Raw genomic sequence first — 25,348 nt, 5'->3', positions numbered from 1 at the left:
CGCGGCACAGGTCACACTGTGCGGCCGCTGCGTCCTCGACCACCGGCGGAGCTCATCTCACCCCGAGAGCGGCACGGTGAGGTCCGCGTACTCGGGATTCTCGGCCACGAAATGCTGAACGTAGGAACAGAGGGGGACCACCTTCTTACCGGTGGAAGCGATGTCGTCGAGCACATACCGAACCAGCTGAGCCGCGTAACCGCGGCCGCTGAATCGGTCCCCGATCACCGTGTGGGTGATCAACACCTGCTCGGGTTCGCTGACGTAATCGAGGTATCCGACGTACACGTCGCCGACCGTCGCCTCGTAGCGTTCCTGCGAGGTGGAGTGGGTGACGACCACGACGTCGGGATCGGATGCCGACATGTCCCTCAGGATAGTCCTCCGAGGGCGGTCGGTCAGCCGACTACTTCTGGCCCTGCGCCGCGACGGCCGCCGCACCTGCCGCGGCCGCCTCAGGGTCCAGGTACGTACCCCCGGGGTTGATCGGCTTCAGGTTCTCGTCGAGGTCGTACCGCAACGGGTTACCGGTGGGGATGTTCAGCGCGGCGATGTCCTCGTCGGAGATGCCGTCGAGATGTTTGACCAGAGCCCGCAACGAGTTGCCGTGCGCGGCCACCAGTACCGTCCTGCCCGCCTGGATCTCCGGGGCGATGGTCTCGGTGAAGTACGGGATCATCCGCGCGACCACGTCTTTCAGGCATTCGGTGAGCGGCACCTGCTCCAGGTCGGCGTACCGGGGGTCGCCCACCTGGCTGTACCGCGCGTCGGGATCGATCGGCGGCGGCGGCGTGTCGTAGCTGCGGCGCCACAGCATGAACTGTTCGTCGCCGAACTCCTCCTTGATCTCCGCCTTGTTCAGGCCCTGCAACTTTCCGTAGTGCCGCTCGTTCAGTCGCCAGTCGCGGACCACCGGGATCCACAACCGGTCGGCCCGGTCCAGGGCGATCTGCGCGGTGACGATGGCCCGGCGCAACAGCGAGGTGTACAGAACGTCTGGGAGCAGGTCGTGTTCCACCAGCAGTTCGCCTGCGTGCTCCGCCTCACCGATCCCCTTGTCGGTGAGTGCCACGTCGACCCAACCGGTGAACTGGTTGGAGGCGTTCCACTCGCTCTCGCCGTGCCGCATCAAGATCAGGGTGCCGTTGGTCATGGGAAGGAGTTTCCCACACCGGTGGCGCCGGGACCCCGCGTCGGCGACACACCGCGTGACGGTGTCGACCGTTCATCTGGTGTCGACGACGGCGGCGTACGTTGGCGCCCATGACCCCTGCGGACGACCCCGGTGACCGGCCGGACGGCGACCAACACGAGAACCTGGACATCAGCCCGATGTTCGTCCGCCCCGGTGGGGTGACCGAGATCCCCAAATTCTCCCTGCCGGACAAGCAGACCCTGCCGGATACGGCGTATCAGGTCGTACACGACGAGGCCATGCTCGACGGCAATGCGCGGCTGAACCTGGCGACCTTCGTCAGCACCTGGATGGACGACCACGCGCGGCGGATCTATCTGGAATCGGCCGACAAGAACATGATCGACAAGGACGAATACCCGGCCACCGCGGCGATCGAGGAACGGTGCTGGCGGATCCTCGCCGACCTGTGGCACGCACCCGACCCGAAGTCGGCCGTCGGGACCTCCACCATCGGGTCGTCGGAGGCCTGCATGCTGGGCGGGCTGGCCCTGAAGCGCGCCTGGCAGCACCGACGGCGGGCAGCGGGACAGTCCACCGAACGGCCGAACGTGGTGATGTCGTCGGCGGTGCAGGTCTGCTGGGAGAAGTTCTGCAACTACTTCGAGGTGGAGGCCCGGTATGTCCCCATCTCCGAGGATCATCCGGTCCTCGACGGTCACCGCCTCGCCGAGTACGTGGACGAGAACACGATCGGCGTGATCGCCATCCTGGGGGTCACCTACACGGGGATGTATGAGCCGGTGACGCAGATCTCGGCGGCACTCGACGACATCGAACGCGACACCGGTCTCGATGTGGCGATCCACGTGGACGGAGCGTCCGGGGCGATGGTCGCGCCGTTCGCCCAGCCCGACCTGGTCTGGGACTTCACCCTGCCCCGGGTGCACTCCATCAACACCTCGGGGCACAAATACGGTCTGGTCTACCCCGGTGTCGGCTGGGTGGTGTGGCGTGACAAGGCCGCACTGCCCGACGACCTGGTCTTCACGGTCAGCTACCTCGGTGGAGACATGCCCACCTTCGCGCTGAACTTCTCACGCCCTGGCGCACAGGTGCTGATGCAGTACTACCTGTTCCTGCGCCTGGGTCGCGAGGGTTTCACCGCGGTGCAGCGGGCGTCGCTGGACGTGGCGCAGTACCTGGCGGACGGTATCGCGGAACTGCCGGCATTCGAGTTGTTCAACCACCCGACCGACATCCCCGTGTTCGCCTGGAAGCTGCGGGCCGGCTACACCGACAACTGGGACCTCTACCACCTGTCGGACATGTTGCGGGAGAGCGGTTGGCTGGTGCCTGCGTATCCGATGCCCGACGACCTCACCGACGTCACCGTGCAACGCATCGTGGTCCGCAACGGGCTGAGCATGGACCTCGCAGGCGTACTGCTCGGCCACATCCGGGACGCCGTCGACCACCTCGATCAGTTGACCGGCCCCATCCCCGACTCCCGACGGGGCGAGTCCTTCCACCACTGACCCGCCCACGTCTGTCCCGCGACCCCGTCGAGCGGGCCGTCATCCACGGCGGGCGGGCGCTGGCCCTAGACCGACAGCGCCCGGAGATCCTTGCGCAGGATCTTGCCCGCGGTCGACTTCGGGATGGCGTCGATGAACTCCACCTGACGCACCTTCTTGTAGGGCGCGACCTGCCCGGCGACGAAATCGATGACCTCGGCCTCGGTGAGCTCGGCCCCGTGTTGCACCACCACGAACGCCTTGGGGATCTCCTCACCCTCGTCGTCGTTCACGCCGATCACCGCGGTGTCGGCGATTTTCGGGTGGGTGAGCAGCAGCGCCTCGAGTTCGGCGGGCGGTACCTGATAGCCCTTGTACTTGATCAGTTCCTTGAGCCGATCGACGATGAACACCCGACCGGCGGCGTCGACCCGCGCCATGTCACCGGTGTGCAGGAACCCGTCGGCGTCGATCGTCGACGCGGTCGCCTCCTCGTTGCCGAGGTAACCGGGCATCACGTTCGGTCCCTGCACCCACAGCTCCCCCGGTTCACTGAGGCCCTCGGCCGGGATATCGATCTCGTCGCCGCTGCCGGGATCGACGATCTTGTTGACCGAGTTGGGCACCGGCCATCCGCAGGAACTCAACGGGGCCTGCTCACCGAATGCGGCGAGTCCACCGTCCGCGGGCATGCAATGACTCACCGGACTGAGCTCGCTCATCCCGTAACCCTGGATCATCTGCAGATTCAACCGAGCGGCAACCGCGTTGCCCAGCTCCGAGTCCAGCGGGGCGGCACCGGACATGATCGTGTGCAACGACGAGAGATCGTACTCGTCGATCAGCGGGTGCTTGGCCAGCGCCACCGCGACCGGCGGGGCGATGAAACCGTAAGTGACGCCGTACTTCTGGATGCTGCCGAGGAATTCGGCCAGGTCGAAACGCGGCATGATGACCAGCGACGCCCGCGCGTGCAGCGCCGCGTTGAGCAGCACGGTCATCCCGTAGATGTGGAAGAACGGCAGGATCGCGATGATCTTGTCGTCGGCAACCATCCCCTGCAGCGGACGGATCTGCGCCACATTGGCCACCAGGTTGCGATGGGTCAGCATCACGCCCTTGGGGTTGCCGGTGGTGCCGGAGCTGTACGGCAACACGGCCAGATGAGTGGTCGGATCGAACTCCACGTCGGGTGCGGGATCACCGCTCTCCAGGAGGTCGGCGGCGTTCGGGTGACCGGTGGCCGCCTGGCCCTCACCGTCGAGCACCACCACGTCGGCATCCGGCAGACCCACCTCACGGGCCGCCTCCAGCGCCTGCGGTAACAGCGGCGTCACCGTGATGAGCATCTTGGCGTGCGAGTCGGTGAGCTGTTTGACGATGTCCTTGGCGGTGAACAGCGCGTTGATCGTGGTCGCCGTGGCACCGGCCCGCAGGATGGCGTGGAACGCCACGGCGAAGACCGACGAGTTGGGCGCCAACAGACCCACCACGTCACCGACACCGACACCGCGGGCGGCCAACGCGCCGGCACCCGCTTCGATGCGAGAGATCAACTCTCGGTAGGTGACCTGCACGTCACCCAGGACGTCGATGAGCGCGACCCGATCCAGATCGGCGGCGTCGATGTCACCGAACAGCGACTCGAAGACGCTCACGTTCGGGATCTCGACGTCGGGAAAAGGACTGGCAAAACTCATGACAACCTCCATTGCAACGGTTTTGCCCAGCCTAACAAGCACCGCACCCGCACTAGTCCGATTCGTCGTTATCGGCGGGTCCCGTGCCCGGGATGCCGGGATCCGGGGTCGCGATGTCCTGCAGTCGCTGGTCGGGACGCGAGAGCGGTTCTCCCGGAGCGGGCAGCGACTCCTTGTCGATGAGATGCTCGAAGGCCAGCAGGTTGTTCAGCGACTCGCGCCGCGACACCCGCCATGCCCATTCGCGTCGGATCGAGGTGGCGAAACCCAGTTCCAGCAACGTGTTGAAGTCACCGTCGGCCGCCTCCAGCACCTGGCCGAGAATGCGATCGAGTTCGTCGGGGGTGACCGACTCCGCGGAGATCCGTCCGACGAGGTAGATGTCGCCGATGTTGTCGATCGTGTACGCCACGCCGTAGAGCCTGCGGTTGCGCTTGAGCAGGTAGCGGAACACGTTCTCGGTGTTCTCGTCGGGATGACGGCAGACGAACGCCTCCACCCGCACACCGGGTTTGCCGACGGTCAGCAGCACCGTGGTCTTCAGTTTCCGTTCGCCGGGCAACTCCACGACGACGTGTTCGGTGTCGGCGCCACCGGAGGCCCGGACGCTGAACTCCACACCGCGTTCACGCAACACGGACTGGATCCGGTCGGACTGTTCGACGATGGCCGGAGGGCGTCCGTCCGGCCCACTCCGGCTGTGCCCGTTGATGATCGGCTCACCACTGGTCATCCGCGTCTCCTCCTCGTAGGGGTGTTCAGGCCCGGACCTCGCTGCGTCGCCTGCGCAGCCGCCGGGTACGGCGACCGGAACCGGATCGATCAGGGTCGACGGTTCCGCGGAAGCCCTGGATGGCCTTGGCGTAGCTGTCGAGCAGGTCCTCGGCGGTCTGCTCCCAGGAGAACTGCTGCGCATGCGCCGCCGCGGCGCGGCCCATCGCGGCACGCCGGTCGGGGTCGGCGATGAGTCCACCGATGGCCGCGGTCCAGTTCCCGATGTCGTGCCCGGGGACCAGGAGACCGCTGCGGCCGTCGTCCACGGCCACCCCGAGTCCGCCGACGTCGGCGGCGACCACTGGCACCCCCGCGGCCTGCGCCTCGACGGCCACCAGGCCGAAGCTCTCCGAATAACTGGGCACCGCAACCAGATCCGAGGCGCGATAGATGTTCACCAGATCGGCGGGCGGGCGCGGCGGCAAAAAGGTCACCGCGTGATCGATGCCCAACTCGGCCGCGAGATCCATCAGCGCGACCGGCCGATCCATACCCGACCCCGACGGACCGCCGACGATCAGCACCTTCACCTTCGGGTTCGCCGCGATGAGCGGTGCCGCTGCGCGCAACAGGACATCGGGCGCCTTGAGGGGTTGGATCCGCCCGACGAAGGTCACCACCACGTCGTCGGACGCCAGACCCAGCGTCGCGCGTACGCGGCCCCCGGGACCCGGCGAGTAGGTGTCCAGATCGGCTCCGGGGGTGACGATGTCCACCCGGTCGCGGTCGGCGTGATGAATCGACACGAGCTGATCAGCCTCGGTGCGGGTGTTCACCACCAGCCGGTCCGCCTCGTCCACCACCTGCTGTTCACCGATCTGCCGCAGCAACGGTTCGGGGGTGTCCCCGGCGGCCACCGACTGGTTCTTCACCGCGGCCAGGGTGTGAGCGGTGTGCACCAGCGGCACTCCCCAGCGGTCGCGGGCCAACCACCCCACCTGCCCGGACAACCAGTAGTGCGAGTGCACCACGTCGTAATACCCGCGTGGTTGGGTGGCCTCGGCCCGCAACACTCCCGCCGCGAACGCGCACAACTGGGTGGGCAGATCCCGCTTGTCGAGCCCCTCGAACGGTCCGGCGACCACGTTTCGCACCAGCACCCCCGGCACCGTCTCCACCACCGGGGCGTCCGACGACGACGTGGCCCTGGTGAAGATCTCCACCTCGATGCCGCGCGCGGCCATCCGCTGCGCGGTCTGCCAGACGTAGACGTTCATCCCACCGGCGTCCCCCGTCCCCGGCTGCGCCAGTGGTGAGGTGTGCACCGAGATCAGTGCCACCCGCGACGGCAGCGGACGGTCGACCGCGCGGCTCATGCCGGGACCACCGCCTCGGCGGCGTAGGCCTCGAATTCGCCCGCGAAACGGTCGGGGTCGGTCAGGAACGGCGCATGTCCCTCACCCGACCAGTAGTGGGCGGTCACCGTGGGCAGGAGCGACTCGGCGTGTCTGCCCGCTGCGACGTCGACGACGGTGTCGTCCTCACCGTGCACGATCAGCACGGGCACCGGCAGCGACGACAACACCGCGTCGTGGTCGACGGTGCGGGCGAAGACCCCCGCGCGGACCGCGGGCGGGGTGGCCAGCGACGTGCCGAAGAGCAGCTGTCGGGTGGCGCCGAGACCCTCCGCGTGCGCGGGGACGAGGGCGGTGCCGAAGGAACCGAGGGCGCGCACCGCGGTGCGCGGGTCGTCGGAGAGCGCGTCGGGCAGTGCCGCTCTCATGGCCGAACCGATGGTGCCGCCACGCAGACCGCGACCCAGCGAGGTGATTGCGCCGATGAGGACCAGTCCGGCGATGCCGTCGGTGCCGTGGACCGCGAGATGGTCACAGGCGACGAGCCCGCCGTAGGACCAGCCGGCGAGGATCGCACCCGCCGGACCCGCCTCGGCGTCGAGTACGGCGCGGACGTCACTCGCGAAGGCGGCCTCGTCGAATCCCTCCCCACGGGCCGTGTCCCCCGGGGGCGCCGACGACGCGCCGTGCCCGCGCATGTCCATGGCGATGACGGTGCGGTCGGCGGCCAGCCGGTCGAGCAGCGCGTCACCCCAGCACCGCTGCGATTGCGCCCATCCGTGGATGAGCAGCAGCGCGGGTCGATCGGCCGGACCGGAACTCACCCGATAGGCGATGCCCACACCGGTCGGCCCGGTGACCGAACCCAGACGGAATGCACCCATGCACCCCACCCTATCCGCGCCGGTCCGGGCAACCGTCCCGACGTCTCTCGCGCCTCAGGTGAGGCGGTCACCGGGGATCCCGATCGCCGGCTGTATCTCAGCGGTGAACACACCGGCCGCCACGGCCGGGTCGCCGCCGATCAGCTCGGCGGTCTCGGCGGGGTCGAGCGCGAAGAAGCCGACCCCGCACACGTCGGAGTCACCGGCCACCCGGAGCGCCATACACAGTCGCCCCTCGGCGCGCAGCCGGAAATCACGACGACTGTGCTCCCACGCGTGGTGCGGTGAATCCGAACACTCCCAGGCGGGACCGCGTCGCAGCACGACCATCGTGTACGCCTGCGCGGTCTCCAGTTTCTCCCGCATCCAGTCGTCGTCGAACTCCGTCATGACCCGCTCCCGTCGCCGATCGTCTGATGTCATCCTCCTCGCCGGACGACGGCCGAGGCGCGGGTCGCGGAAATCCGTGCGGACGACCGAAAGCGTCCAATCGGACAAATCAGCGGAACCACGCGAATCGGGATAATCTCTGCGCAGCGGAAGGGTGCCGGCGCTGCCGGCCCTCGCGAGTCCTGGGGGGGACATCATGATGAAGCATGCGATCAAGCCGATCTCGGTGATCGTCACCGCGCTGGTCGGGGCGGTGGCCCTGGTGGTGATGTCCGTGACGACCGGCGGTGTGGCGTTGGCCGCCAGCACGCTGTTGGTCCTGGGCGGCAACAGCAATCCCAACGGAGTCCGGATGGAGGACGAACTCAACGGACTCATCTCCACCAGACCGGGAACGCCTTATGCCGGTTACACCTTCACCGTGGTGCCGTGGCCCGCGCAGTTCCCGTTCACCACGGGTTCCGACGGCACCACCGCCGAGGCCTCGCAGCAACAGGGCGTCGCCAATCTCGACGCCGCCATCCGGAAGACGGCGGCCCAGTTGGGTCCCGGCGAGAAGATCGTCGTGGTCGGCTACTCGACCAGTGCCGACGTGGTCATCCGCGAACTCCGTACGGTGGTCGCCGATCCCGGCGGCGTGGCGTCACCGGACCAGTTGAGCTTCATCGTGTTCGGCAACCCTGATCGTCCCAACGGCGGAATCTTCGCCCGCTTCCCGGGTTTCAGCATCCCAGCGCCGGTGGGTGTGGTGTTCGACGGTGCCAATCCATCCGACACCAAGGGCTATCAGCTGCTCGACATCAGTTGGGAGTACGACGGTTTCTCCGACTTCCCCACCTATCCGACACACGTGCTGTCGGTCGTCAACGCGGTGATGGGGATGTTCCTACTGCATTCGAGCTATTTCGACGCTGACCTGAGCAATGCCATCCCCGACCGCACCTACACCAGCGACGGTGTCACCTACGTGACCCTGCACAGTCGGCTGCCCCTGCTCATCCCGTTCGCAGGCATCGTGCCCTCCCAAGTTCTCGATGCGATCGAACCCGCCCTGCGAGTTCTCGTCGATCTCGGGTACGACCGCACCACCCCGTCGGGCGTGGCGACGCCCGCCGGGACGGGCTCGCTCGATCCCTTCACGGTGGCCGCGAAGTTCTCCTCGGCGCTGCTGGCCGGCCTCGGAGGACTGGTGGGAATCACCTCCCCGACCACCAGCAGCACCCCGCTCACCACCGCGACCCTGGCCGCTTCGGCGACCGCGGTCGACACCGAGTCGACGCCCACGGAATCGACACCGTCGCCCGCGCCCGAGGCAACGGATCCGGCGCCCTCGACCACCGGATCGGTGGCCACAGCGACTCCGGCAACCACCACATCCGCAGCGGCAGCCGACACATCGACGTCGACTCCGACTCCGTCGGGTGAGACCGACGCCCCGGCTGATTCCGCACCCGTCGGAGATGCTGCGTCCACGGCGGTCCAGAGCACGCCACCTGTGGTGTCCGCGCCCTCGACAGCGACCCCCGCTGGTGGGGGTCCGACCACCGATTCCGCAACCGCTCCGTCCACTGATATGAGCACTGCCACCGAGACCGGTGATACCGCCACCGTCGCGGCGTCGGCGGACGACGAGACCACCGGCGGAAAGCACGCCGCCGCGGACGGTGGCAGCGGAACGGTCGGCGTCGCCAGCACGTCGATCCCGAAGCACGCCGCGGACCCATCGCAGACCGCGGCGTGAGGGAGAGCTCGATGTCCTCAAGCGATGGCGCGATGGGCGGGGTACATGATTTGTCGAGATCGGTGATGCCACAACGGTGATGCTGTTCCAGCATTCCACCTCTGCGCCTTCACCCTCCGACCAGCGATGCCATCTCGACCTGCGGCCGGCTGCCGGCGATCAGGACCGGGAAGTCGCGCACCTGCTGTCGGCAGGCGCGCGACTGGTCGGCGACGATGCGGACCTGCCCTGGGTGGTGTTGGCCGATCCCGACGGAGACCGGTTCTGCGTCTTGCCCGTCGATGATGACGATCACACACCACAGCAATAGCACGAGCGAACGCGCATGTGAGACGAGAACTCAGGCGGGTGGTCGCTTCGAGCGATGTTCACGGCTCCGAACTCGCCACGCCACGACTTCGGCTCGGGAAGCAGTATCGTGAAGCGATGGCCGGAACACAACGCACAGAAGCGGTATCCCTCTCAGATCTCACAGATGGGGACACGATCGTCCTCGACGACGGGACGAACCTACGGGTGGGCGATTACATCACCTGGGAGCCAGACGGCGCTCATCTCGAAGGAATCACCAACGACGGTGCGGTGGGCACCTTCATCCTCCCCAAGGACAAGGACGTTCAACGCATCATCGACCGCGAGTGAGTCCGGTGATCCGACAGTCGCTGTGACTCGGGGGGCGGTGATCGGTGCCGGTGCGGCGTGCAGCGCACACCAACACCCACCCACACCACAGCGAATATCCCGATCATCGCGAACCCTGCATACTCCAGATTGATTCCCGCGACGCAGCGACTGAACCTGTCATCGAGTCCCCACACCGTACGTAGCAGGGACACCACTATGATGCCGCCGATCGTGAATGCCGACAGAACCGACATCGCCGTTATCGCGATGTTCAGATCTCCACGGCGCGTCGAGTCGGCGGACGCCGACGCGTAGAGACGCATCATCGCCATACCGTTCACCGTGTCACCCAACGTCATGCCGGCGGCGAAACACACCGGCAGGGCCAAGACCGTCACCACCGCGATCCCGGATGTGGCGGCGCTGGTGGCCGCCAGGACGAGTAGACCCACCAGACTGGCCGTATCGAACCCGAGCCCGAACATCAAGCCCAGAGCGAACAGGTGGCAGGGATGCTTCATCCGGCGTAGCGGAACGGTCAACATTCGCCCGACCGCGGTCGGCGCGACAGCTCCGTCTCGGTGACACGAGCGTTTGCGCACCAGGGTCAGCAGAGAAACAGCGTTGACGGTACCGACGAGGATGAGGAAGCCGCCCGCGACCGCGGATCCGACACTTCCCAACGCCCCGGATATGTTGTTGTCGCCGTTGAATGTGGCACTCATACCTCGTGCACCGAAGACAACGACCAGGGATGCGATGAACACGATTGTGGAGTGCCCGAGACTGAATGCCAGTCCGACGCTCACAGGCCGCCGTCCATCAGCAACGAACTTGCGGGTGGCATTGTCGATCGCGCTTATGTGATCTGCGTCGGCCTGGTGTTTCAGGCCCGCCAGGTAGGCCAGGGCAACGGTGCCCAGCGTGAGCCCGTTCGACTGGCCGGACAGTACCGGAACGGCCACCAGACCGAACCCGACGACGTGCAGGGCCACCACCACACCCAGCGTGGTGCCCACCCGTACGGCACATGACGCTTCGGCACGCCGCGTGGAGGTGGCATACGCCGAGAAGTCCGGACATCGCATCACCCTGCCTCCCGCGAACGTGCGGTGCCACCCGAGGCGGACCCCTGCATTGCAGGAGCGATCGTCATACGTCGCTCAGATCGACCTCGGTGACCCGCCCGCCGACAATCTCCACGCGGGCTAGTGCGACCGTGTCGTACGGGTGCCAGAGCTGGTACTTCCCAGCGGGAAGGCTGGGGAACAGCGCGATCTGGCGGTCGCGACCATGGTAGGCACGCGGGTGTACGCCGGTGTGCACATCATGGGAGTTGGGGGGCTTGTCGGAGTGGCCATGTCCCAATGTGATGTCGATCTCACTGGTCGCGAACCGGTCGGGTACGACTGCCAACAGGGCGCCGACATCGTCACCGATGTCGAGGACCGCACTTCCGGACCCCGCGGCATGGTATGCACCGAGCGACGCGCCGTGGTGGCGATGCTGATGTGGCAGCGAGGGTGACATGTCACCCCGCGAACGGCTTGGGCACGGCGGAGGTGCCACTGATCGGAGTCCCGAGATAGGGAAAGTGCGGCAGGAATGCCGGATTGGTATAGATGTCCAGATCGGCGAGGACTGCGACCGCCACATCGGGGACGTAACCCTTGTCGAAAGACGGCAGTATGGCACCAGCGATCGCGCGTAGTTCGATGCTGGTGACGTCGTCGATCACGCGACGCCCGTTGGGGAATCCACCCATGTCGCCACCCAGGATGCCGAACGGGTTGGGATGCGGTGTCGGGGGCACAGCCATGTTGAGCCTCATGAGGTCGGCAAGCGGTCCACCGGTGACGTTCTGGAAGTTGGGGACTATCCCGGGCTCGAAGCCGGTCAGGAACGTGGCCGTGAGATCGGTACGCGCCTTGCGGTAGCGGGCGAGATTGGTGAACACCCCCGGGTACATCGTCGGCAGCAGTGTGCCCAACTCCGGATGGGCGACGCGATCGACGAATCGACCGTCGTTCGCGGGCGCGCTGGCGTTCCATTCGTCTTTTCGCGTGATCGGGATCAGCAGCTCGTTGAACAGCGGATTGGCAAGACGGGAGACCTGCATGAACGGACCAGATGTGAGGCGTCTGCCAGGCTGGTTGCGATCGAGGATCGTGCTGGTCTGCCGACTGGCAGAGGCGTACACGCCGATCACCGAACTCGGTGAACGCCAGTCGCGCGGCGCGGTATGGTCCGGCGTCAGCTGACTCTTGGGAATCTGAAGGGCCAATGTGTGCACATTGAGGCCTTGGAACGAGTCCACTGACAGCCCTGGGGACAGCGGGCCGGAATGCAGGATCTGCAAGGGACGAATGGACAGACCATCGAAGATGGCGCCGAGATCGATGTAGAACCCCTCGGCTCGTTGCCCTGCGAATACCCTTATGCCCGAATCGAGGTCGTGCACCGCCGGAGACGCCAGCGCCGCCTGGTAGTTCGGTGTGGACCGTAGGCCCACGTTGCACGGCGGCGTCGCCAGCCCACTGCCCAGGACGTGGGAGCCCGATGCGTCCTTGCGAGTCAACGTATAGCTCTGTCGACGGTTGAAGTGAGGATCGTCGAGGGATCGGATCGGGCCGGTGTTGTAGAGGAAAGTGCTGGGATCTTGGATGTGCTCGGTGAAGCGGAACTGGTAGCTGATCGCGGGCTCGCTCGATCCCGGATGCGTGACATGGATTTCGTAAAGCACCGCGTCACCGAACGCGTAGAAGTTCGGTCCGCCCTCCGGCGTCTGAAACGGGATGAAGTTTGCCAACAACGTCACCGTGTCCGGTCGGTCGGGGCTGACAAAGGCGTAAACGTCGGTGTTGTCTGCTACCGGGTCCTTCGACGACTCGGGTGCCTCGCGATGTGACGACATGAGATTCCTCTGCAGGGTGGGGTGATGGTCAGACGACGTCGTCAGCGGAGACCGCGCGGGCGAACGTGGCGGCAAGTCTCTTGTCGACCACCACCACTTCACGTTCGCCCGCCAACACCGCGAACTCTCCCGTGCCGGCATCTCGCAGTACGGCCACGATGGGCTCGCCACCGTTCAGCCGACCGTCCGTCCCGGTCGGGGCCTGCCGCGTCACCGGGTCGCGATCGTCGCGGAACGACGAGGATGCGCCCACGGCCACGGCCCCGGCCGACAACGCACCGATGCCCGTTCCGTACAGAAATTGACGGCGCGTCGGCAACGAGTCGGAACCGGAATGCCCCGGATCATCCGCACGGGTGTTCGATCGCGATCCAGTAAGTCGTGCGAAAAGCATCATCATCTGAAGTCCCATCCAAAGTGACCGAGCCGGCGCGGTACACACTGACCGCTGACATCCACCTGTCGACTCAACTTGGATGACCCAAGAAGTGACGATAGCGAACGCGGGCCGCTCACATGAGGAGAACGGGCTGTTATCGCGCGAAATGGTGACGGCACAGTGGTGCGCGACGTCGTTGTCGCACTTGTCGCGCGTGCGTGCCGGAGCATGACCATCGGCACCGCCGCATCGTGTGAACGCCCACGAAAGTCAGGCCGCGGGTACTGAGGCTCGGCCCGCTCACACCGGATATGGGTTGCGGTACGCACCTGCCGGCGCACAGAAAGAAGCTCGCACCCGCAACGCCGCGAGCGATTCATCGAACGGCTCGACGACTACGTGCAAGACCCCCAGCCCGGGACTCTGGCGGCTGCGATCAGCCAGGTCGCGACCACACCCACGGTTGATCCCATAGGCCAAATGCTGCACTGGCTGTTGGCATTCGACGCCGCCGGAATGGCGCTCAGTCGGGCCTTTGCACTGCTGAGCACCCATCCCGACCAACTGCGGCAGGCTCTGGCGGACGTCGGCTCCGGCACCCTCGCCTCCCCCGAGTCGGTGCTGCACGACGTCACCACCGACACACGCTGGCCCGCCTTCGCCGCGGCCGTGCACGACCGCACCCCCATCCGCTCGACCATGTCGATCCGGCTCTACACCAGCGACCTCGAACTCGGAACATCGAACCTGCACTTCCGACACCACCAAAGCGTTCGTCGACCGCGACAGCCAGGATCAGGGCGTCGTCCTGGCCACCCACGCAGCCATCGCACTGAACACCACCCGTCGCGGCGAACAATTCCGAGCCAGAGGTAGGCCGCGCTACAGCTGACTGCTCGAACCACCGCCGAACTTCGACGTCGCCCGATTTGTGCGGTTTGACTGTAGGCTGCATCTCTTTTGGCGTAGATGGCTATTTCTTTACTGCACGTTTACTCTTCTGGCGGTAGCTTCGTTCCCATGAATCTGCCCGCAGCGCTCCCCCGGATCGACGCTCGAGCCGTCCTCCGCTACGACGTACCCGCCTCGCTCGTCGTGTTCCTCGTCGCCCTACCTCTGTCCCTCGGCATCGCCATCGCCTCCGGCGCACCGGTGATGGCGGGCCTGATCGCCGCGGTGGTCGGCGGCATAGTCGTCGGTTTCGTCGGTGGCAGCCCGCTCCAGGTGAGCGGTCCTGCCGCCGGGCTGACGGTGATCGTCGCCGACCTGGTGGCCAACTTCGGGTGGAAGGTCACCTGTCTCATCACCGTCGGCGCGGGCATCCTGCAGATCCTCTTCGGCCTCAGCCGGATCGCGCAGACCGCGCTGGCCATCGCTCCGGTGGTGGTGCACGCGATGCTCGCGGGTATCGGCATCACCATCGCGCTGCAGCAGATCCACGTCTTGCTCGGTGGTACCTCGGCCAGCAACGCCTGGTCGAACATCGTCAACCTGCCCGGCCAGATCGCCGATCTGAATCCGCCCGACCTCATCGTCGGTGGCATCGTGATCGCGCTGTTGCTGAGCTGGCCGATGATGCCCGCCGCCATGCGCAAGGTCCCGGGCCCGTTGGTGGCCATCGTCGCGGCCACTGCCGTCGCCCTCGTCTTCGGCCTGGACGCCGAGAAGATCGCACTGAACGGCAACTTCTTCGACGCGCTGGCTCTTCCCGACCTGCCCGACGGCAGGTGGGGTGCGGTCGCCCTCGGCGTCCTCACCGTCGCGCTGATCGCCAGCGTGGAGTCACTGCTCTCGGCGGTCGCGGTGGACAAGATGCACACCGGTCCGCGGACGAACTTCAACCGGGAGCTGATCGGTCAGGGTACGGCCAACATGACCTCCGGGCTGATCGGCGGTCTCCCGGTCACCGGTGTCATCGTCCGCAGTACCGCCAACGTCGCCGCGGGTGCCCGCACGCGCTGGTCGGCGATCCTGCACGGCGTGTGGGTACTGCTGTTCGCGGTGGTGTTGACCGGTCTGGTGCAGCAGATCCCCAAGGCTGCGCTGGCCGGTCTACTGGTGGTCATCGGTACCCAGCTGGTCAAGCTGGCCCACATGCGGCTGGCGCACCGCACCGGCGACCTCTGGGTGTATGCGATCACCGTGGTCAGCGTGGTGTTCCTCAACCTGCTCGAAGGGGTCGGCATCGGGCTGGCCGTCGCCATCGGGCTGGTCGTCTGGCGGGTGGTGCGCGCCGAGATCACTTCCGAGCCCATCGGGACCGAGGCAACCCACCAGTGGATGGTGCACGTCAAGGGTTCGCTGAGCTTCCTGTCGCTGCCCCGACTGACCAAGGCGCTCAACGCTGTTCCGTCGGGGGCGCGGGTCACCCTGGATCTCGACCTCGATTTCCTCGACCATGCGGCGGGCGAGATGATCGCCGACTGGCGCCGCGCCCACGAGGCCGGCGGCGGCACCGTGGCCGTCGACGAACACGGCAAACCGACGCTGACCGACACCGACACGGCACCCCCGCAGCGTCATCACGCCAGCAACAAGGTCGTCGGGATGCTGCCGTGGAAACGCACCCGGCACCGTTCTGAGGACACCACCACCCCGGCGAGTCTGCGGTCGGTCATGGGCGGCATCGACGAGTACCACCGCAGCCATGCCGACCGGTTCCGTGAGCACACCGCCGAGCTGGCGGGTGGACAGAACCCCGACGCGTTGTTCCTGACCTGCGCCGACAGCCGCATCGTGCCGAACGTGATCACCGCGAGCGGTCCCGGTGACCTGTTCACCATCCGCAACGTCGGCAACCTGGTGCCCGCCGAGTCGTCGGGCGACACCTCGGTCGCCGCCGGTCTGCAGTTCGCCATCGACGAACTGGGGGTCAGCTCGATCGTCGTCTGCGGTCACTCCGGCTGCGGTGCGATGAACGCCCTGCTCGACGACTCCGCGCCCGGCGACACCCCCGTCGACCACTGGTTGGCCAACGCATTGCCGAGTCTGACCGCGTTCCGCAACGGCCACCCGGCCGGACGCAGCGCCGACGAGGCCGGTCTGTCGCCCACCGATCAACTCGCGGTGGTCAACGTGGCCAAGCAGCTCGAGACCCTGCAGCGCCACCCGCTGGTCGGGCGGGCCATCGCCGGCGGGCGGCTGCGGGTGGTCGGGATGTTCTTCGACATCGCGACCGCGCGGGTGATCGAGGTGACCACGACCGGCGTCGCGGTCAGCGCCGATCCGGTACGGTAATGACAACCATAGTCATTACACGCGCTCCGAGGTGATCCATGAAGGTCCGTAGCTCGATCCGCTCACTGAAGAACCAGGCCGGCTCGCAGGTGGTGAAGCGCAAGGGGCGGATCTACGTCATCAACAAGGACAACCCCCGATTCAAGGCCCGGCAGGGTTGAGCGGCCAGAACCCGGACCCGAGCCGAACCGTGAGAACAGACACGCCGTCGCGAACGAAAGGATCGTCATGCCCGTACACGCAGTGATCGTGAAAGCCGCGACCACGCTCGCCACCGGGGTCGCCGGTGCCGCGGGGTACGACCTGCTCAAGCGCTCGGCGTCCCGGATCCAGTTGCGTGAGGCCGCGGTGACCACCACGGCCTGGGGACTGCGCGGCAGCCGCCGCGCGGAAGCCGCCGCGGAGTCCGCCCGTCTGCAGGTGGCCGACGTGGTGGCCGAGGCCAGGTCCCGGATCGGCGAGGAGGCCACCCCGCCGACCGCGGGTCGACCACACGACCACGAGCACTGATCGCGTGTCGGGTCCAGCCTCGGACACCGGCACCCGACCGCTGACCCACGCGACCTTCGCCGACGACGCCGACATCCGGTTCTGTTCGGACGCCGCGGGTCGGCTGCGGCTGGTCGTCGACTGGGTCCGCAACGACCCCGTGCGGGCGATCGCCGCCGAGGACGCGCTCGCCGACGTCCCCGGGGTGCGCACGGTCCACGCCTACCCGCGCACCGGTTCGGTGGTGGTGTGGTTCTCCCCCGTTGGCACCGACCGCGCGCAGCTCGTCGCGGGGCTGACCCGGGCCGCGGCCACCGCCCGCGAGGACGTCCCGGCGCGCAGGCCGAATTCGGCCGACGTGTCCGGCCGCGACGTGTTGCGGATGACGGTGGGCGGCGGGGCGCTGGTGTTGCTCGGCGTCCGACGATACGGCCTGCGCCGACCGCCGCCGCTCGGTCCGACCAGCCGGTTGTTCGCCGCTGGCGTCACCATCTTCACCGGATATCCGTTCCTGCGGGGCGCGCTGCGCACGCTACGTGGCGACCGGGCCGCGGGTACCGACGCCCTCGTCTCGGCGGCCACGGTCGCCAGCCTGTTGCTCCGCGAGAACGTGGTCGCGCTGACCGTGCTCTGGTTGCTCAACATCGGCGAATACCTGCAGGACCTCACCCTGCGTCGCACCCGACGGGCGATCTCCGACCTGCTGCACGGCGCCCAGGACACGGCCTGGACGCGACTCCCCGACGGCACCGAGGTCCGGGTTCCCACCACCACGCTGACCGTCGGGATGGACGTGGTGGTGCACGAGCACGTCGCGGTCGCCGTCGACGGGGTGATCGCGGAGGGTGCGGCGGTGGTCGACCAGTCGGCCATCACCGGCGAGAACCTCCCGGTCAGCCTCCGCGCCGGTGATCCCGTCTACGCCGGATCGGTGGTGATGGCCGGGAGTCTGGTCGTGACCGCCACCGCGGTGGGACCGGCCACCGCCATCGGCCGCATCATCAGCCGGGTCGAAGAGGCGCAGCAGGACCGCGCCCCGATGCAGACCGTGGGCGAGAACTTCTCCCGCCGCTTCGTGCCCGCGTCCTTCCTGCTGTCGGCGGCGGTGCTCGTGACCACCCGCGACATCCGCCGTGCGATGACGATGTTGCTGGTCGCCTGCCCGTGCGCGGTGGGCCTGGCCACCCCGACCGCGATCAGCGCGGCCATCGGCAACGGCGCCCGCCGCGGCATCCTCGTCAAGGGGGGCTCACACCTCGAGGCCGCGGGCCGGATCGACGCCGTGGTCTTCGACAAGACCGGCACCCTGACCCAGGGGCGTCCGGTGGTCACCAACGTGATGTCCTTCGCCGACGACTGGGAGCCGGAGACGGTGCTCGCCTATGCGGCGAGTTCGGAGATCCATTCCCGGCACCCACTGGCCGCCGCGGTCATCCGGTCCACCGAGGAGCGTCGCATCGAGATCCCGCCGCACGAGGAGTGCGAGGTGCTGGTGGGCCGGGGCATGCGGATCCGCGCCGACGGCCGAATCCTGCTCCTGGGCAGCCCCACCCTGTTGCGTTCGGAGGGGGTCGACGTCAGCGTCGACGCCCAGCACTGGGTGGAGGAACTGCGCAACCGCGCGGAGACGCCGTTGTTGTTGGCCGTCGACGGCCGTCTGGTGGGACTGATCAGCCTGCGCGACGAGGCACGCCCCGAGGCGACGGCGGTGATCGCGGCACTGCGCGCCCAGGGCGTGCGGCGCATCGTGATGCTCACCGGCGATCACCCGGCGACGGCCGCGGCCGTCGCCGACGAACTCGGTATCGACGAATGGCGCGCCGAGGTGATGCCCGACGACAAACTGGCCGTGGTGCGCGACCTGCAGGAGCACGGGTACACCGTCGCCGTGGTCGGCGACGGTGTCAACGACGCACCCGCGCTGGCCGCCGCGGACGTGGGGATCGCGATGGGCCTCGCGGGCACCGACGTGGCCGTCGAGACCGCCGACATAGCGCTGGCGGGTGACGATCTGAACCGACTGCAGGACATCGGCGAACTCGGCCGGGCGACCGTCGCCGTGGTCAAGCAGAACTACGGGATGTCCATCGCGGTGAACGCGGTGGGCCTGGCCATCGGTGCCGGCGGCGCGTTGTCGCCGGTACTCGCCGCGATCCTGCACAACGCGTCGTCTGTCGCGGTGGTGGCCAACAGCTCTCGACTGATCCGGCACCGGCTCTGACCGCCCGGACCCGGCCGGATCCCCGCCGGCGCACGGCCGAGCGGGGAGCCCTGTGAGGGGATCGACCCACCCACGAATCGCCGACCCGGGGTGCGCTGCGCTAAGCTCTTTCCGATAACGGTTGTCGTTTGCATTCGAGAGTGGGGTTCCATGTCACACCGGTTGGGCCGTGGTCGTCTGGTCGCCGTCACCTCCGTCGCCGCGGTCGCGGCCATCGGTCTCGCGGCCTGTGGCAGCGACGACAGCGGTGGCAGTGGTGCCGCGGGTGGCTCGAAGCCGACCCTGGTCACCTCGACCGACGTGTGGGGTTCGGTCGCGAAGACCGTCGCGGGCGACAATGCCACCGTGACGGCGCTGTTCACGTCTCCCGACGGTGACCCGCACGAGTTCACGCCGAGTGCCAAGGACACCGCCACCATCGCCGATGCCGACGTGGTGTTGCTCAACGGCGGTCACTACGACCAGTACATGGAGGACGCCCCCAAGGGGTCGGCGAACGTCATCGACGCGTTCGATCTGCTCGGTGCGAACGGCCGTCCCGGCCAGGTCAACGAGCATGTCTTCTACGACCTCGAGCTGGTCGGCGGGGTTGCCCAGAAGGTCGCCGACGCGCTGTCGCAGAAGGATTCGGCGCACGCGGCGGCCTACAAGGCCAACGCGGCGGCCTTCGAGACGAAGATCGACGGTCTGCGCACGGCCGTCGCGAAGATCAAGGCGGCGCACGACGGGGCCAAGGTCGCCCAGACCGAGCCGCTGGCGTACTACCTGCTCGACGAGGCCGGATTGAAGGACGCCACCCCCTCCGGATTCGAGGACGCCGTCGAGGGTGACCAGACACCGTCCGCCGCCGACATCGCCGCCACCGAGGACCTCATCGGCCGCAAGCAGGTCCGTGCGTTGCTCTACAACGCACAGGCTGTCGACGACACCACCGAGCAGTTGTTGTCCCGCGCCGATACGGTGAAGCTGCCGGTGGTCCAGTTGACCGAGACCCTGCCGCGGGGTGTCACCGACTACATCGCCTGGCAACAGACCAACATCGACGCGATCGGTAAGGCGGTGGCCAGCTGACCATGTCGTCCGGATCCGTCGTCGACCCCGACACCGCCCAGGAACAGACCCCACTGCCCGCCATCGCCATCTCCGACGCGCGGCTGTCCTTCGGTGCGCGTGTGCTCTGGGAGCACTTCGACCTCGACGTGAGCCCCGGTGAGTTCGTGGCAATACTCGGACCGAACGGATCGGGTAAGTCATCGCTGCTCAAGGCGCTTCTCGGCGAACACCGGGTGTCGGCCGGGTCCATCACCATCGACGGGATCCCGCCGCGGCGCGGCAGCGATCGGGTCGGATACATCCCCCAGCAGCAGATGCACGGTCTCGACACCCCGCTGCGGGGACGGGATCTGGTCGGCCTGGGTGTCGACGGGCACCGTTGGGGATGGGGTCTGCGCGATCGTGGACTCCGCTCGGCGGCGGTGCGCGACGCTCTGGCCCAGGTGGACGCCGAGCACTACGCCGACCAACCGGTCGGGCTGCTCTCCGGTGGCGAACAGCAACGCCTTCGCGTGGCGCAGGCGTTGGCCGGAGACCCCGGCGTCCTGTTATGCGACGAACCGCTGCTCAGCCTCGATCCGGCCGCGCAGTCGCGGATCGCGTCCCTGATCGACCGACGACGTCGCGAACACGGCACCGCGGTGTTGTTCGTGACCCACGAGATCAACCCGATCCTGCAATTCGTCGACCGAGTGGTCTATCTCGTCGACGGCCGGTTCCGTATCGGCACCCCCGACGAGGTGATGACCAGCGAGACGCTCAGCGAGTTGTACGGCACCGGAGTGGACGTGGTGCGGGTGCACGGACGGATCCTGGTCGTGGGCGCCGACGCCGTGGTCGGGGACGTCGCGAGCACCCACCATCATCACGACCGGGTGGTCCGATGAGCGCCTCGCTGTCCTCGTTCTTCGACTTCGCCACCACCGATTCGTTGCTGCAGCGTGACTTCGTGCAGTCCGCGTTGCTGGCCTGCGGGTTGCTGGGACTGCTCGGCGGGGTGCTGGGACCCATGGTCGTCAGTCGGCAGATGTCGTTCGCGGTGCACGGCTCGAGCGAGCTGTCGTTCACCGGTGCCGCGGCCGCCCTGCTCCTCGGGGTGAGCGTCAACGTCGGCGGCATCGTCGGGTCCGTGGTCGCGGCGTTGATCTTCGGCCTGCTGGGTAACCGTCTGCGTGAACGGGATTCGGTGATCGGGGTGGTGATGGCCTTCGGCTTGGGCCTGGCCACGCTGTTCATCGCCCTGTACGGACGCACCGGCACCGGTTTCGCGCTGCTCACCGGACAGGTGGTCAGCATCCAGTCGAGCGGGTTGACCATGGTCGTCGTCACCACGGTGGTCGTGCTGGTGGGTATGGCCATCATCTATCGTCCGCTGTTGTTCGCCTCCACCGACCCGGTGGTCGCAGAAGCGCGCGGTGTCCCGATGCGGTTGTTGTCGGTGGTGTTCGCGGTGTTGCTCGGTGCCGCCGTGGCCCAGGGCGTGCAGATCATCGGCGCGCTCCTGGTCATCTCACTCATGATCACCCCGGCCGCCGCGGCATCCCGGGTCAGCGCCAACCCGACTGTGGTGCTGATCCTGTCGGTGGTGTTCGCCGAGCTCGCCGCGCTCGGCGGGGTGGTCTTGTCGCTGGCCCCCGGCCTGCCGGTGTCGGTGTTCATCACCACCATCGCGTTCGTGATCTACGTGGTGTGTCGGGTGCTCGGCCACCGTCGCATCCGGGGCCGAGGTCGGTCGTCCACCGAGCCCGAGCCGCAGGTCGTCGCGGCGCACTGAGCGGTCACTCCTCGGGTCCGCCCGGATTGCAGTTCGCCGCGAACATCTGTTGCGGGGTGACCACCGGTCGGTCGGGCTCCAGGTTCCAGCTGGTCTTGTCCGGGGCGAACACCCGCGCGTACTGCCAGTGACAGTCGAACTGGGCCCGCATCCCAGCGGTGTAGGCGTCGGTGTGCTGCGCCCGCGCGTCGGCGACCACCTCCGACCAGGCGGCGTCGGCATCGGTGGTCGGCGCCCGACGTCCCGACGGGGTGGGGAACACCTGCAGACTGGGTCCCACCGAGGTCTGCACCCAGGCGACGTGGTCGACGAACGGCGGCAGGGCCGGTGGCGGCGACGAGACCGCGGGCGACGGCGACGGTGAGGTCGCCGACGAGGATGGTGTCGACTCCGCGGCTTGGTCGCCGGAGGAGGAGCAGCCGGCGACCACCATCGACATCGACATCGCGATCGCGAGACCGACCGCTCCGACGGAACGCATGCCGCCGATCAGGCCGGTTCGGTGCGCGGACCGATCGGCAGCGAGCCTTCGGAGTAACCGACGAACTTCGACCAGGCTTCGCGCCGATCCCCGTGCGGATCGCGTTCCACATACGAACGGCGATCGAAGACTCGCACCGCACGTTCGGGCACCCGATAGGCGGGCCAGTCCGGACCCGCCCCCGCCCCGCGGGCGAAACGCACCCAGCGACCCGCGACATCCGCGACGACCCGGTTGCTGGATCTGCGATCCAGCCCCGCGGTGAGCAACCGTCCGAACGCCCCGCGGTAGACGTCGAACACCGCGAACAGCTCGCTACCGTGAGTGGCCCCGAATCCGGTCCACGCGAAGGCGTGTGGTGCGTAGTCGAAGCGGTAGACGTAAGTGGGCGCGACGGCACTGTGACCGTCGGCGAACTGCATGGACTGCGCCCAGAACACCAGGTCGCCACTGAAGTCGATACAGGCTTCTCGCGACGGGTAGCCGTCGTAGGTGGCCAGGATGTCGGGTTTGGCGGCGTCGTCGGTCACCGAGAACATCCGCTCGATCCGCTGCTCGTTGGTGGGCAGGATGTCCCACGCCTTGGCGAACAGCGTGCCCTCGTCCCGATTGGTGCCGATGATCAGCGGGACCGGCAGGGTCGCGCCCTCGCGCGCCGCGGTCAGCGGATCGATCGGCAGGTAGTCGCCGTCCACCACCGGACCGAAGGGTTGGATACCCGGCGTGCGACGGCCGATGTTCTCCGACAGCGCCGTACTCGCCGCCCCGATCTGGCGAACGGTCGCCGTGCGCAGAGCCTCACCCGCGTCGGAACCCCCGGTCTCCGCGAGCAACAGCTCGACGTACTCGTAGGCGAACGCCTTCGCCTGAGCGCGGGCCAGCGTCAGCGCTGGGGCGGAGCTCTCCGCGATGGCCTGATGGAAGAGCCCGGCCGCAGCCGGGGTGGCCAACAGGGTGGTCACCGCGTTGCCGCCTGCGCTCTCGCCGAAGACGGTGACGTTGTCGGGATCCCCGCCGAAAGCCGCGATGTTCGCGCGCACCCACTCGAGGGCCGCGACCTGGTCACGCAGACCCAGGTTGCTGTCCAACGGGCGGCCCTCGGTGGCGTGATCGGTGGTGTCGAGGTAGCCCAGAGCCCCGAGCCGATAGTTGATGGACACGTAGACCACTCCCCGGCGGGCCAGACGGTGGCCCCAGTACAGCGGCGTCGCCGAGCTGCCCAGGATGTAGGCGCCCCCGTGGATGAACACCATGACCGGTCGCGGGGCCACGCTCGGGGTGTCGGGGGCGACAACGTTCAGCGTGAGACAGTCCTCGCTGGTGGGCTGGTACCTGCCTGGCGCCACCATCGTGTACTGCTTGCGCTGCGGCGCCGCGTTGCGGAAGTCGTCGGCGGCACGGATACCGGTCCACGGCCGCACCGGTTGTGGGGCGCGGAAGCGGAGGTCACCGACCGGCGGCGCCGCATACGGAATCCCTCGCCAGGTGAGCAGGTCGCCACGACGGACACCCTCGATCACACCATCGGACAGTTTCACCCGGGTCTGCACAGACTGCATCCGTCGAATCTAGCGCGCGGTGTCCGGTGGTCGCCGCACCGGTAAACTGGGACGGATGCAGTCGAGGTCGACGCCCTCGCGGCAGATCTGGTCGGTCACCGCCGTGCTGGCGGCATTCCTGCTGGTCGCCGGGTGCACCAGCACCGAGCCCACCCACCGTCCGACCGGGCCTGCGGTCACCACATCGGGCACCGGGCTGTTGCTCGACGGCAAGCCCTGGTGGCCGACGGGTTTCGACGCCTACCAACTCGGCACCGATTGGTCGGTGAACGCCGGGTGCGGCGCCGCGGTCGACCTCGACGCCTACTTCGGGGCGTTGCCGCCGCACTCACTGACCCGATTCGACGCGTTCGCAACCTTCGCCGTGGACAAGAGGACGGGGCTGCTGTCCTTCGGTCCTCTCGATGCGGTGTTCGCGGCGGCGGCGCGGCACCGGCAGATGGTGCTGCCGGTGCTGGCCGCAGGCGACGGGGCCTGCGAGAACACCGGTTTCCGGCAACGGGACTGGTATGCCGACGGTTGGCGAGACCGACCTGCCGCGGCGAACCTGACCTTCGCGGACTGGATCACCACCGCGGTCACCCGGTGGCGCGATCGAGGGGTGGTCGCCGGATGGGAGTTGGTCGGCGAACCCGAACCCGCGATCTGCGGCGACACCGGCTGCACGGCGGAGAACCGTCGTTGTCCCGGCGACGCCGCCGAGGGGTTGCGAACATTCTATGACCGCGCAGGCGCGGTGGTACGCGAGCTCGACCCCCACCGGTTGATCTTCTCCGGGCTCACCGGCGGCGGTCAGTGCGGCACCCAGGGCGAGGAGTACCGTGCCGTGGCCGCGGCGACGAATGTCGACGTGCTCGACTACCACGACTACAGCGGCGGCACCGCCGCGCTCCCCGGGGATGTGTGGAATGGGTTGGGTCGGCGCATCACGCAAGCGCGCGGAGTGGGTAAGCCCTTGATGGTGGCCGAGATCGGCTCGAACGCCGGGTCGTGCCGCACCACTGCCGAGCGTGCGGACGACACCCGGACCAAGGTCCGTGGCCAACGACGTGCCGGGACCGCCGGTGCCCTGTTGTGGGCCTTCGTTCCGGACGCCCGCCCGAACGCGTGCTCGTTCGACGTCGGTTTCGGCGACCCGCTGTGGACGGTGATCGCCGACAGCGGCGGACCCTCCTGACCGG

The 25,348-nt window shown here is 67.7% G+C and carries 26 protein-coding genes; 13 read left to right on the top strand and 13 right to left on the bottom strand.

Going from position 1 to position 25,348, the window contains the following annotated elements:
• Positions 1-57: 57 nt before the first annotated feature.
• Both BW971_RS01915 and BW971_RS01910 read right to left on the bottom strand, forming a co-directional pair.
• A complete protein-coding gene (locus BW971_RS01915) occupies positions 58-366 on the bottom strand; it encodes a GNAT family N-acetyltransferase (RefSeq protein ID WP_076475970.1) in 309 nt (102 codons plus the stop codon).
• Positions 367-406: 40 nt separating this feature from the next.
• Complete coding sequence (locus tag BW971_RS01910; protein ID WP_076475968.1) at positions 407-1,153, bottom strand: phosphoglyceromutase; 747 nt, start codon at positions 1,151-1,153, stop codon at positions 407-409.
• 110 nt (positions 1,154-1,263) lie between these two features.
• On the opposite strand from BW971_RS01910, the gene BW971_RS01905 reads away from it, so the two are divergent.
• On the top strand, positions 1,264-2,673 hold the full coding sequence (locus BW971_RS01905; RefSeq protein ID WP_076475967.1) for a glutamate decarboxylase: 1,410 nt from the start codon (positions 1,264-1,266) through the stop codon (positions 2,671-2,673).
• Between the two features lie 65 nt (positions 2,674-2,738).
• On the opposite strand, the gene BW971_RS01900 is transcribed toward BW971_RS01905, so the two are convergent.
• Genes BW971_RS01900 through BW971_RS01880 form a run of 5 tightly spaced genes read right to left on the bottom strand, consistent with a single transcriptional unit; the run spans position 2,739 to position 7,695 of the window.
• Positions 2,739-4,352 carry an AMP-binding protein gene (locus BW971_RS01900; RefSeq protein ID WP_076475965.1) on the bottom strand — a complete coding sequence of 538 codons (1,614 nt, stop codon included), beginning with the start codon at positions 4,350-4,352 and terminating at the stop codon, positions 2,739-2,741.
• Positions 4,353-4,404: 52 nt separating this feature from the next.
• Complete coding sequence (locus BW971_RS01895; protein ID WP_083709172.1) at positions 4,405-5,085, bottom strand: type III secretion system chaperone family protein; 681 nt, start codon at positions 5,083-5,085, stop codon at positions 4,405-4,407.
• A gap of 25 nt (positions 5,086-5,110) precedes the next feature.
• Positions 5,111-6,442 (bottom strand): D-inositol-3-phosphate glycosyltransferase, encoded by a 1,332-nt coding sequence (gene mshA, locus BW971_RS01890; RefSeq protein WP_076475963.1) that lies wholly within the window; start codon positions 6,440-6,442, stop codon positions 5,111-5,113.
• Positions 6,439-7,305, bottom strand: coding sequence for an alpha/beta fold hydrolase (locus BW971_RS01885; RefSeq protein ID WP_076475961.1), 867 nt, complete (start codon positions 7,303-7,305; stop codon positions 6,439-6,441). The genes mshA and BW971_RS01885 overlap by 4 nt, the downstream gene beginning before the upstream one ends.
• Positions 7,306-7,359: 54 nt before the next feature.
• Positions 7,360-7,695, bottom strand: coding sequence for a hypothetical protein (locus BW971_RS01880; RefSeq protein WP_076475960.1), 336 nt, complete (start codon positions 7,693-7,695; stop codon positions 7,360-7,362).
• Between the two features lie 199 nt (positions 7,696-7,894).
• Here BW971_RS01880 and BW971_RS01875 point away from each other — a divergent pair, with 199 nt between their 5' ends.
• The 3 genes from BW971_RS01875 (at position 7,895) to BW971_RS21030 (ending at position 10,078) form a co-directional block, all read left to right on the top strand.
• On the top strand, positions 7,895-9,436 hold the full coding sequence (locus BW971_RS01875; RefSeq protein ID WP_076475958.1) for a PE-PPE domain-containing protein: 1,542 nt from the start codon (positions 7,895-7,897) through the stop codon (positions 9,434-9,436).
• 79 nt (positions 9,437-9,515) lie between these two features.
• Positions 9,516-9,746: a VOC family protein gene (locus BW971_RS21425; protein WP_159441817.1), complete on the top strand. Its 231-nt coding sequence runs from the start codon at positions 9,516-9,518 to the stop codon at positions 9,744-9,746.
• A gap of 38 nt (positions 9,747-9,784) precedes the next feature.
• Positions 9,785-10,078 carry a hypothetical protein gene (locus BW971_RS21030; RefSeq protein WP_143690158.1) on the top strand — a complete coding sequence of 98 codons (294 nt, stop codon included), beginning with the start codon at positions 9,785-9,787 and terminating at the stop codon, positions 10,076-10,078.
• Here BW971_RS21030 and BW971_RS01865 read toward each other — a convergent pair.
• From BW971_RS01865 to BW971_RS01850, 4 genes are all read right to left on the bottom strand, one after another.
• Positions 10,054-11,079, bottom strand: a complete 1,026-nt coding sequence (locus BW971_RS01865) for a HoxN/HupN/NixA family nickel/cobalt transporter (RefSeq protein WP_076475955.1) — start codon at positions 11,077-11,079, stop codon at positions 10,054-10,056. The genes BW971_RS21030 and BW971_RS01865 overlap by 25 nt on opposite strands.
• Before the next feature lie 133 nt (positions 11,080-11,212).
• Positions 11,213-11,590, bottom strand: a complete 378-nt coding sequence (locus BW971_RS01860) for a hypothetical protein (RefSeq protein ID WP_076475954.1) — start codon at positions 11,588-11,590, stop codon at positions 11,213-11,215.
• A 1-nt stretch (position 11,591) separates the two neighbouring features.
• Positions 11,592-12,974, bottom strand: coding sequence for a DUF4331 domain-containing protein (locus BW971_RS01855; RefSeq protein ID WP_076475952.1), 1,383 nt, complete (start codon positions 12,972-12,974; stop codon positions 11,592-11,594).
• Positions 12,975-13,002: 28 nt separating this feature from the next.
• Positions 13,003-13,293, bottom strand: a complete 291-nt coding sequence (locus tag BW971_RS01850; RefSeq protein ID WP_159441815.1) for a twin-arginine translocation signal domain-containing protein — start codon at positions 13,291-13,293, stop codon at positions 13,003-13,005.
• Positions 13,294-13,833: 540 nt separating this feature from the next.
• On the opposite strand from BW971_RS01850, the gene BW971_RS01845 reads away from it, so the two are divergent.
• From BW971_RS01845 to BW971_RS01810, 8 genes are all read left to right on the top strand, one after another.
• Entirely contained in the window at positions 13,834-14,229 is a 396-nt protein-coding gene (locus tag BW971_RS01845) for a hypothetical protein (RefSeq protein WP_076475948.1), read from the top strand.
• Positions 14,230-14,373: 144 nt separating this feature from the next.
• Complete coding sequence (locus BW971_RS01840) at positions 14,374-16,590, top strand: SulP family inorganic anion transporter (RefSeq protein ID WP_076475946.1); 2,217 nt, start codon at positions 14,374-14,376, stop codon at positions 16,588-16,590.
• A gap of 38 nt (positions 16,591-16,628) precedes the next feature.
• Entirely contained in the window at positions 16,629-16,751 is a 123-nt protein-coding gene (gene ykgO, locus BW971_RS01835; RefSeq protein WP_076475944.1) for a type B 50S ribosomal protein L36, read from the top strand.
• Between the two features lie 67 nt (positions 16,752-16,818).
• Positions 16,819-17,100 carry a DUF1490 family protein gene (locus tag BW971_RS01830; protein WP_076475942.1) on the top strand — a complete coding sequence of 94 codons (282 nt, stop codon included), beginning with the start codon at positions 16,819-16,821 and terminating at the stop codon, positions 17,098-17,100.
• A gap of 40 nt (positions 17,101-17,140) precedes the next feature.
• Positions 17,141-19,300 (top strand): heavy metal translocating P-type ATPase, encoded by a 2,160-nt coding sequence (locus BW971_RS01825; protein WP_076476363.1) that lies wholly within the window; start codon positions 17,141-17,143, stop codon positions 19,298-19,300.
• Positions 19,301-19,450: 150 nt separating this feature from the next.
• Positions 19,451-20,371: a metal ABC transporter solute-binding protein, Zn/Mn family gene (locus BW971_RS01820; protein ID WP_076475940.1), complete on the top strand. Its 921-nt coding sequence runs from the start codon at positions 19,451-19,453 to the stop codon at positions 20,369-20,371.
• Positions 20,372-20,373: 2 nt separating this feature from the next.
• Positions 20,374-21,240 (top strand): metal ABC transporter ATP-binding protein, encoded by an 867-nt coding sequence (locus BW971_RS01815; protein ID WP_076475938.1) that lies wholly within the window; start codon positions 20,374-20,376, stop codon positions 21,238-21,240.
• Positions 21,237-22,127 carry a metal ABC transporter permease gene (locus BW971_RS01810; RefSeq protein ID WP_076475936.1) on the top strand — a complete coding sequence of 297 codons (891 nt, stop codon included), beginning with the start codon at positions 21,237-21,239 and terminating at the stop codon, positions 22,125-22,127. The genes BW971_RS01815 and BW971_RS01810 overlap by 4 nt, the downstream gene beginning before the upstream one ends.
• Positions 22,128-22,131: 4 nt before the next feature.
• Here the strand turns inward: BW971_RS01810 and BW971_RS01805 are convergent, their stop codons facing one another.
• Positions 22,132-22,608 carry a DUF2599 domain-containing protein gene (locus BW971_RS01805; RefSeq protein ID WP_076475934.1) on the bottom strand — a complete coding sequence of 159 codons (477 nt, stop codon included), beginning with the start codon at positions 22,606-22,608 and terminating at the stop codon, positions 22,132-22,134.
• Positions 22,609-22,616: 8 nt separating this feature from the next.
• A complete protein-coding gene (locus tag BW971_RS01800) occupies positions 22,617-24,167 on the bottom strand; it encodes a carboxylesterase/lipase family protein (RefSeq protein WP_076475932.1) in 1,551 nt (516 codons plus the stop codon).
• Positions 24,168-24,222: 55 nt separating this feature from the next.
• Between BW971_RS01800 and BW971_RS01795 the strand changes: the two genes are divergently transcribed.
• Positions 24,223-25,344, top strand: coding sequence for a beta-mannosidase (locus BW971_RS01795; RefSeq protein ID WP_076476361.1), 1,122 nt, complete (start codon positions 24,223-24,225; stop codon positions 25,342-25,344).
• The last annotated feature ends 4 nt before the right edge of the window (positions 25,345-25,348 follow it).

Origin of the sequence: Williamsia sterculiae, assembly GCF_900156495.1 — a bacterium.
Classification (GTDB): domain Bacteria; phylum Actinomycetota; class Actinomycetes; order Mycobacteriales; family Mycobacteriaceae; genus Williamsia_B; species Williamsia_B sterculiae.
The sequence above is the reverse complement of the archived record's forward strand: the minus strand, read 5'-3'. Positions and strand labels throughout refer to the sequence as shown.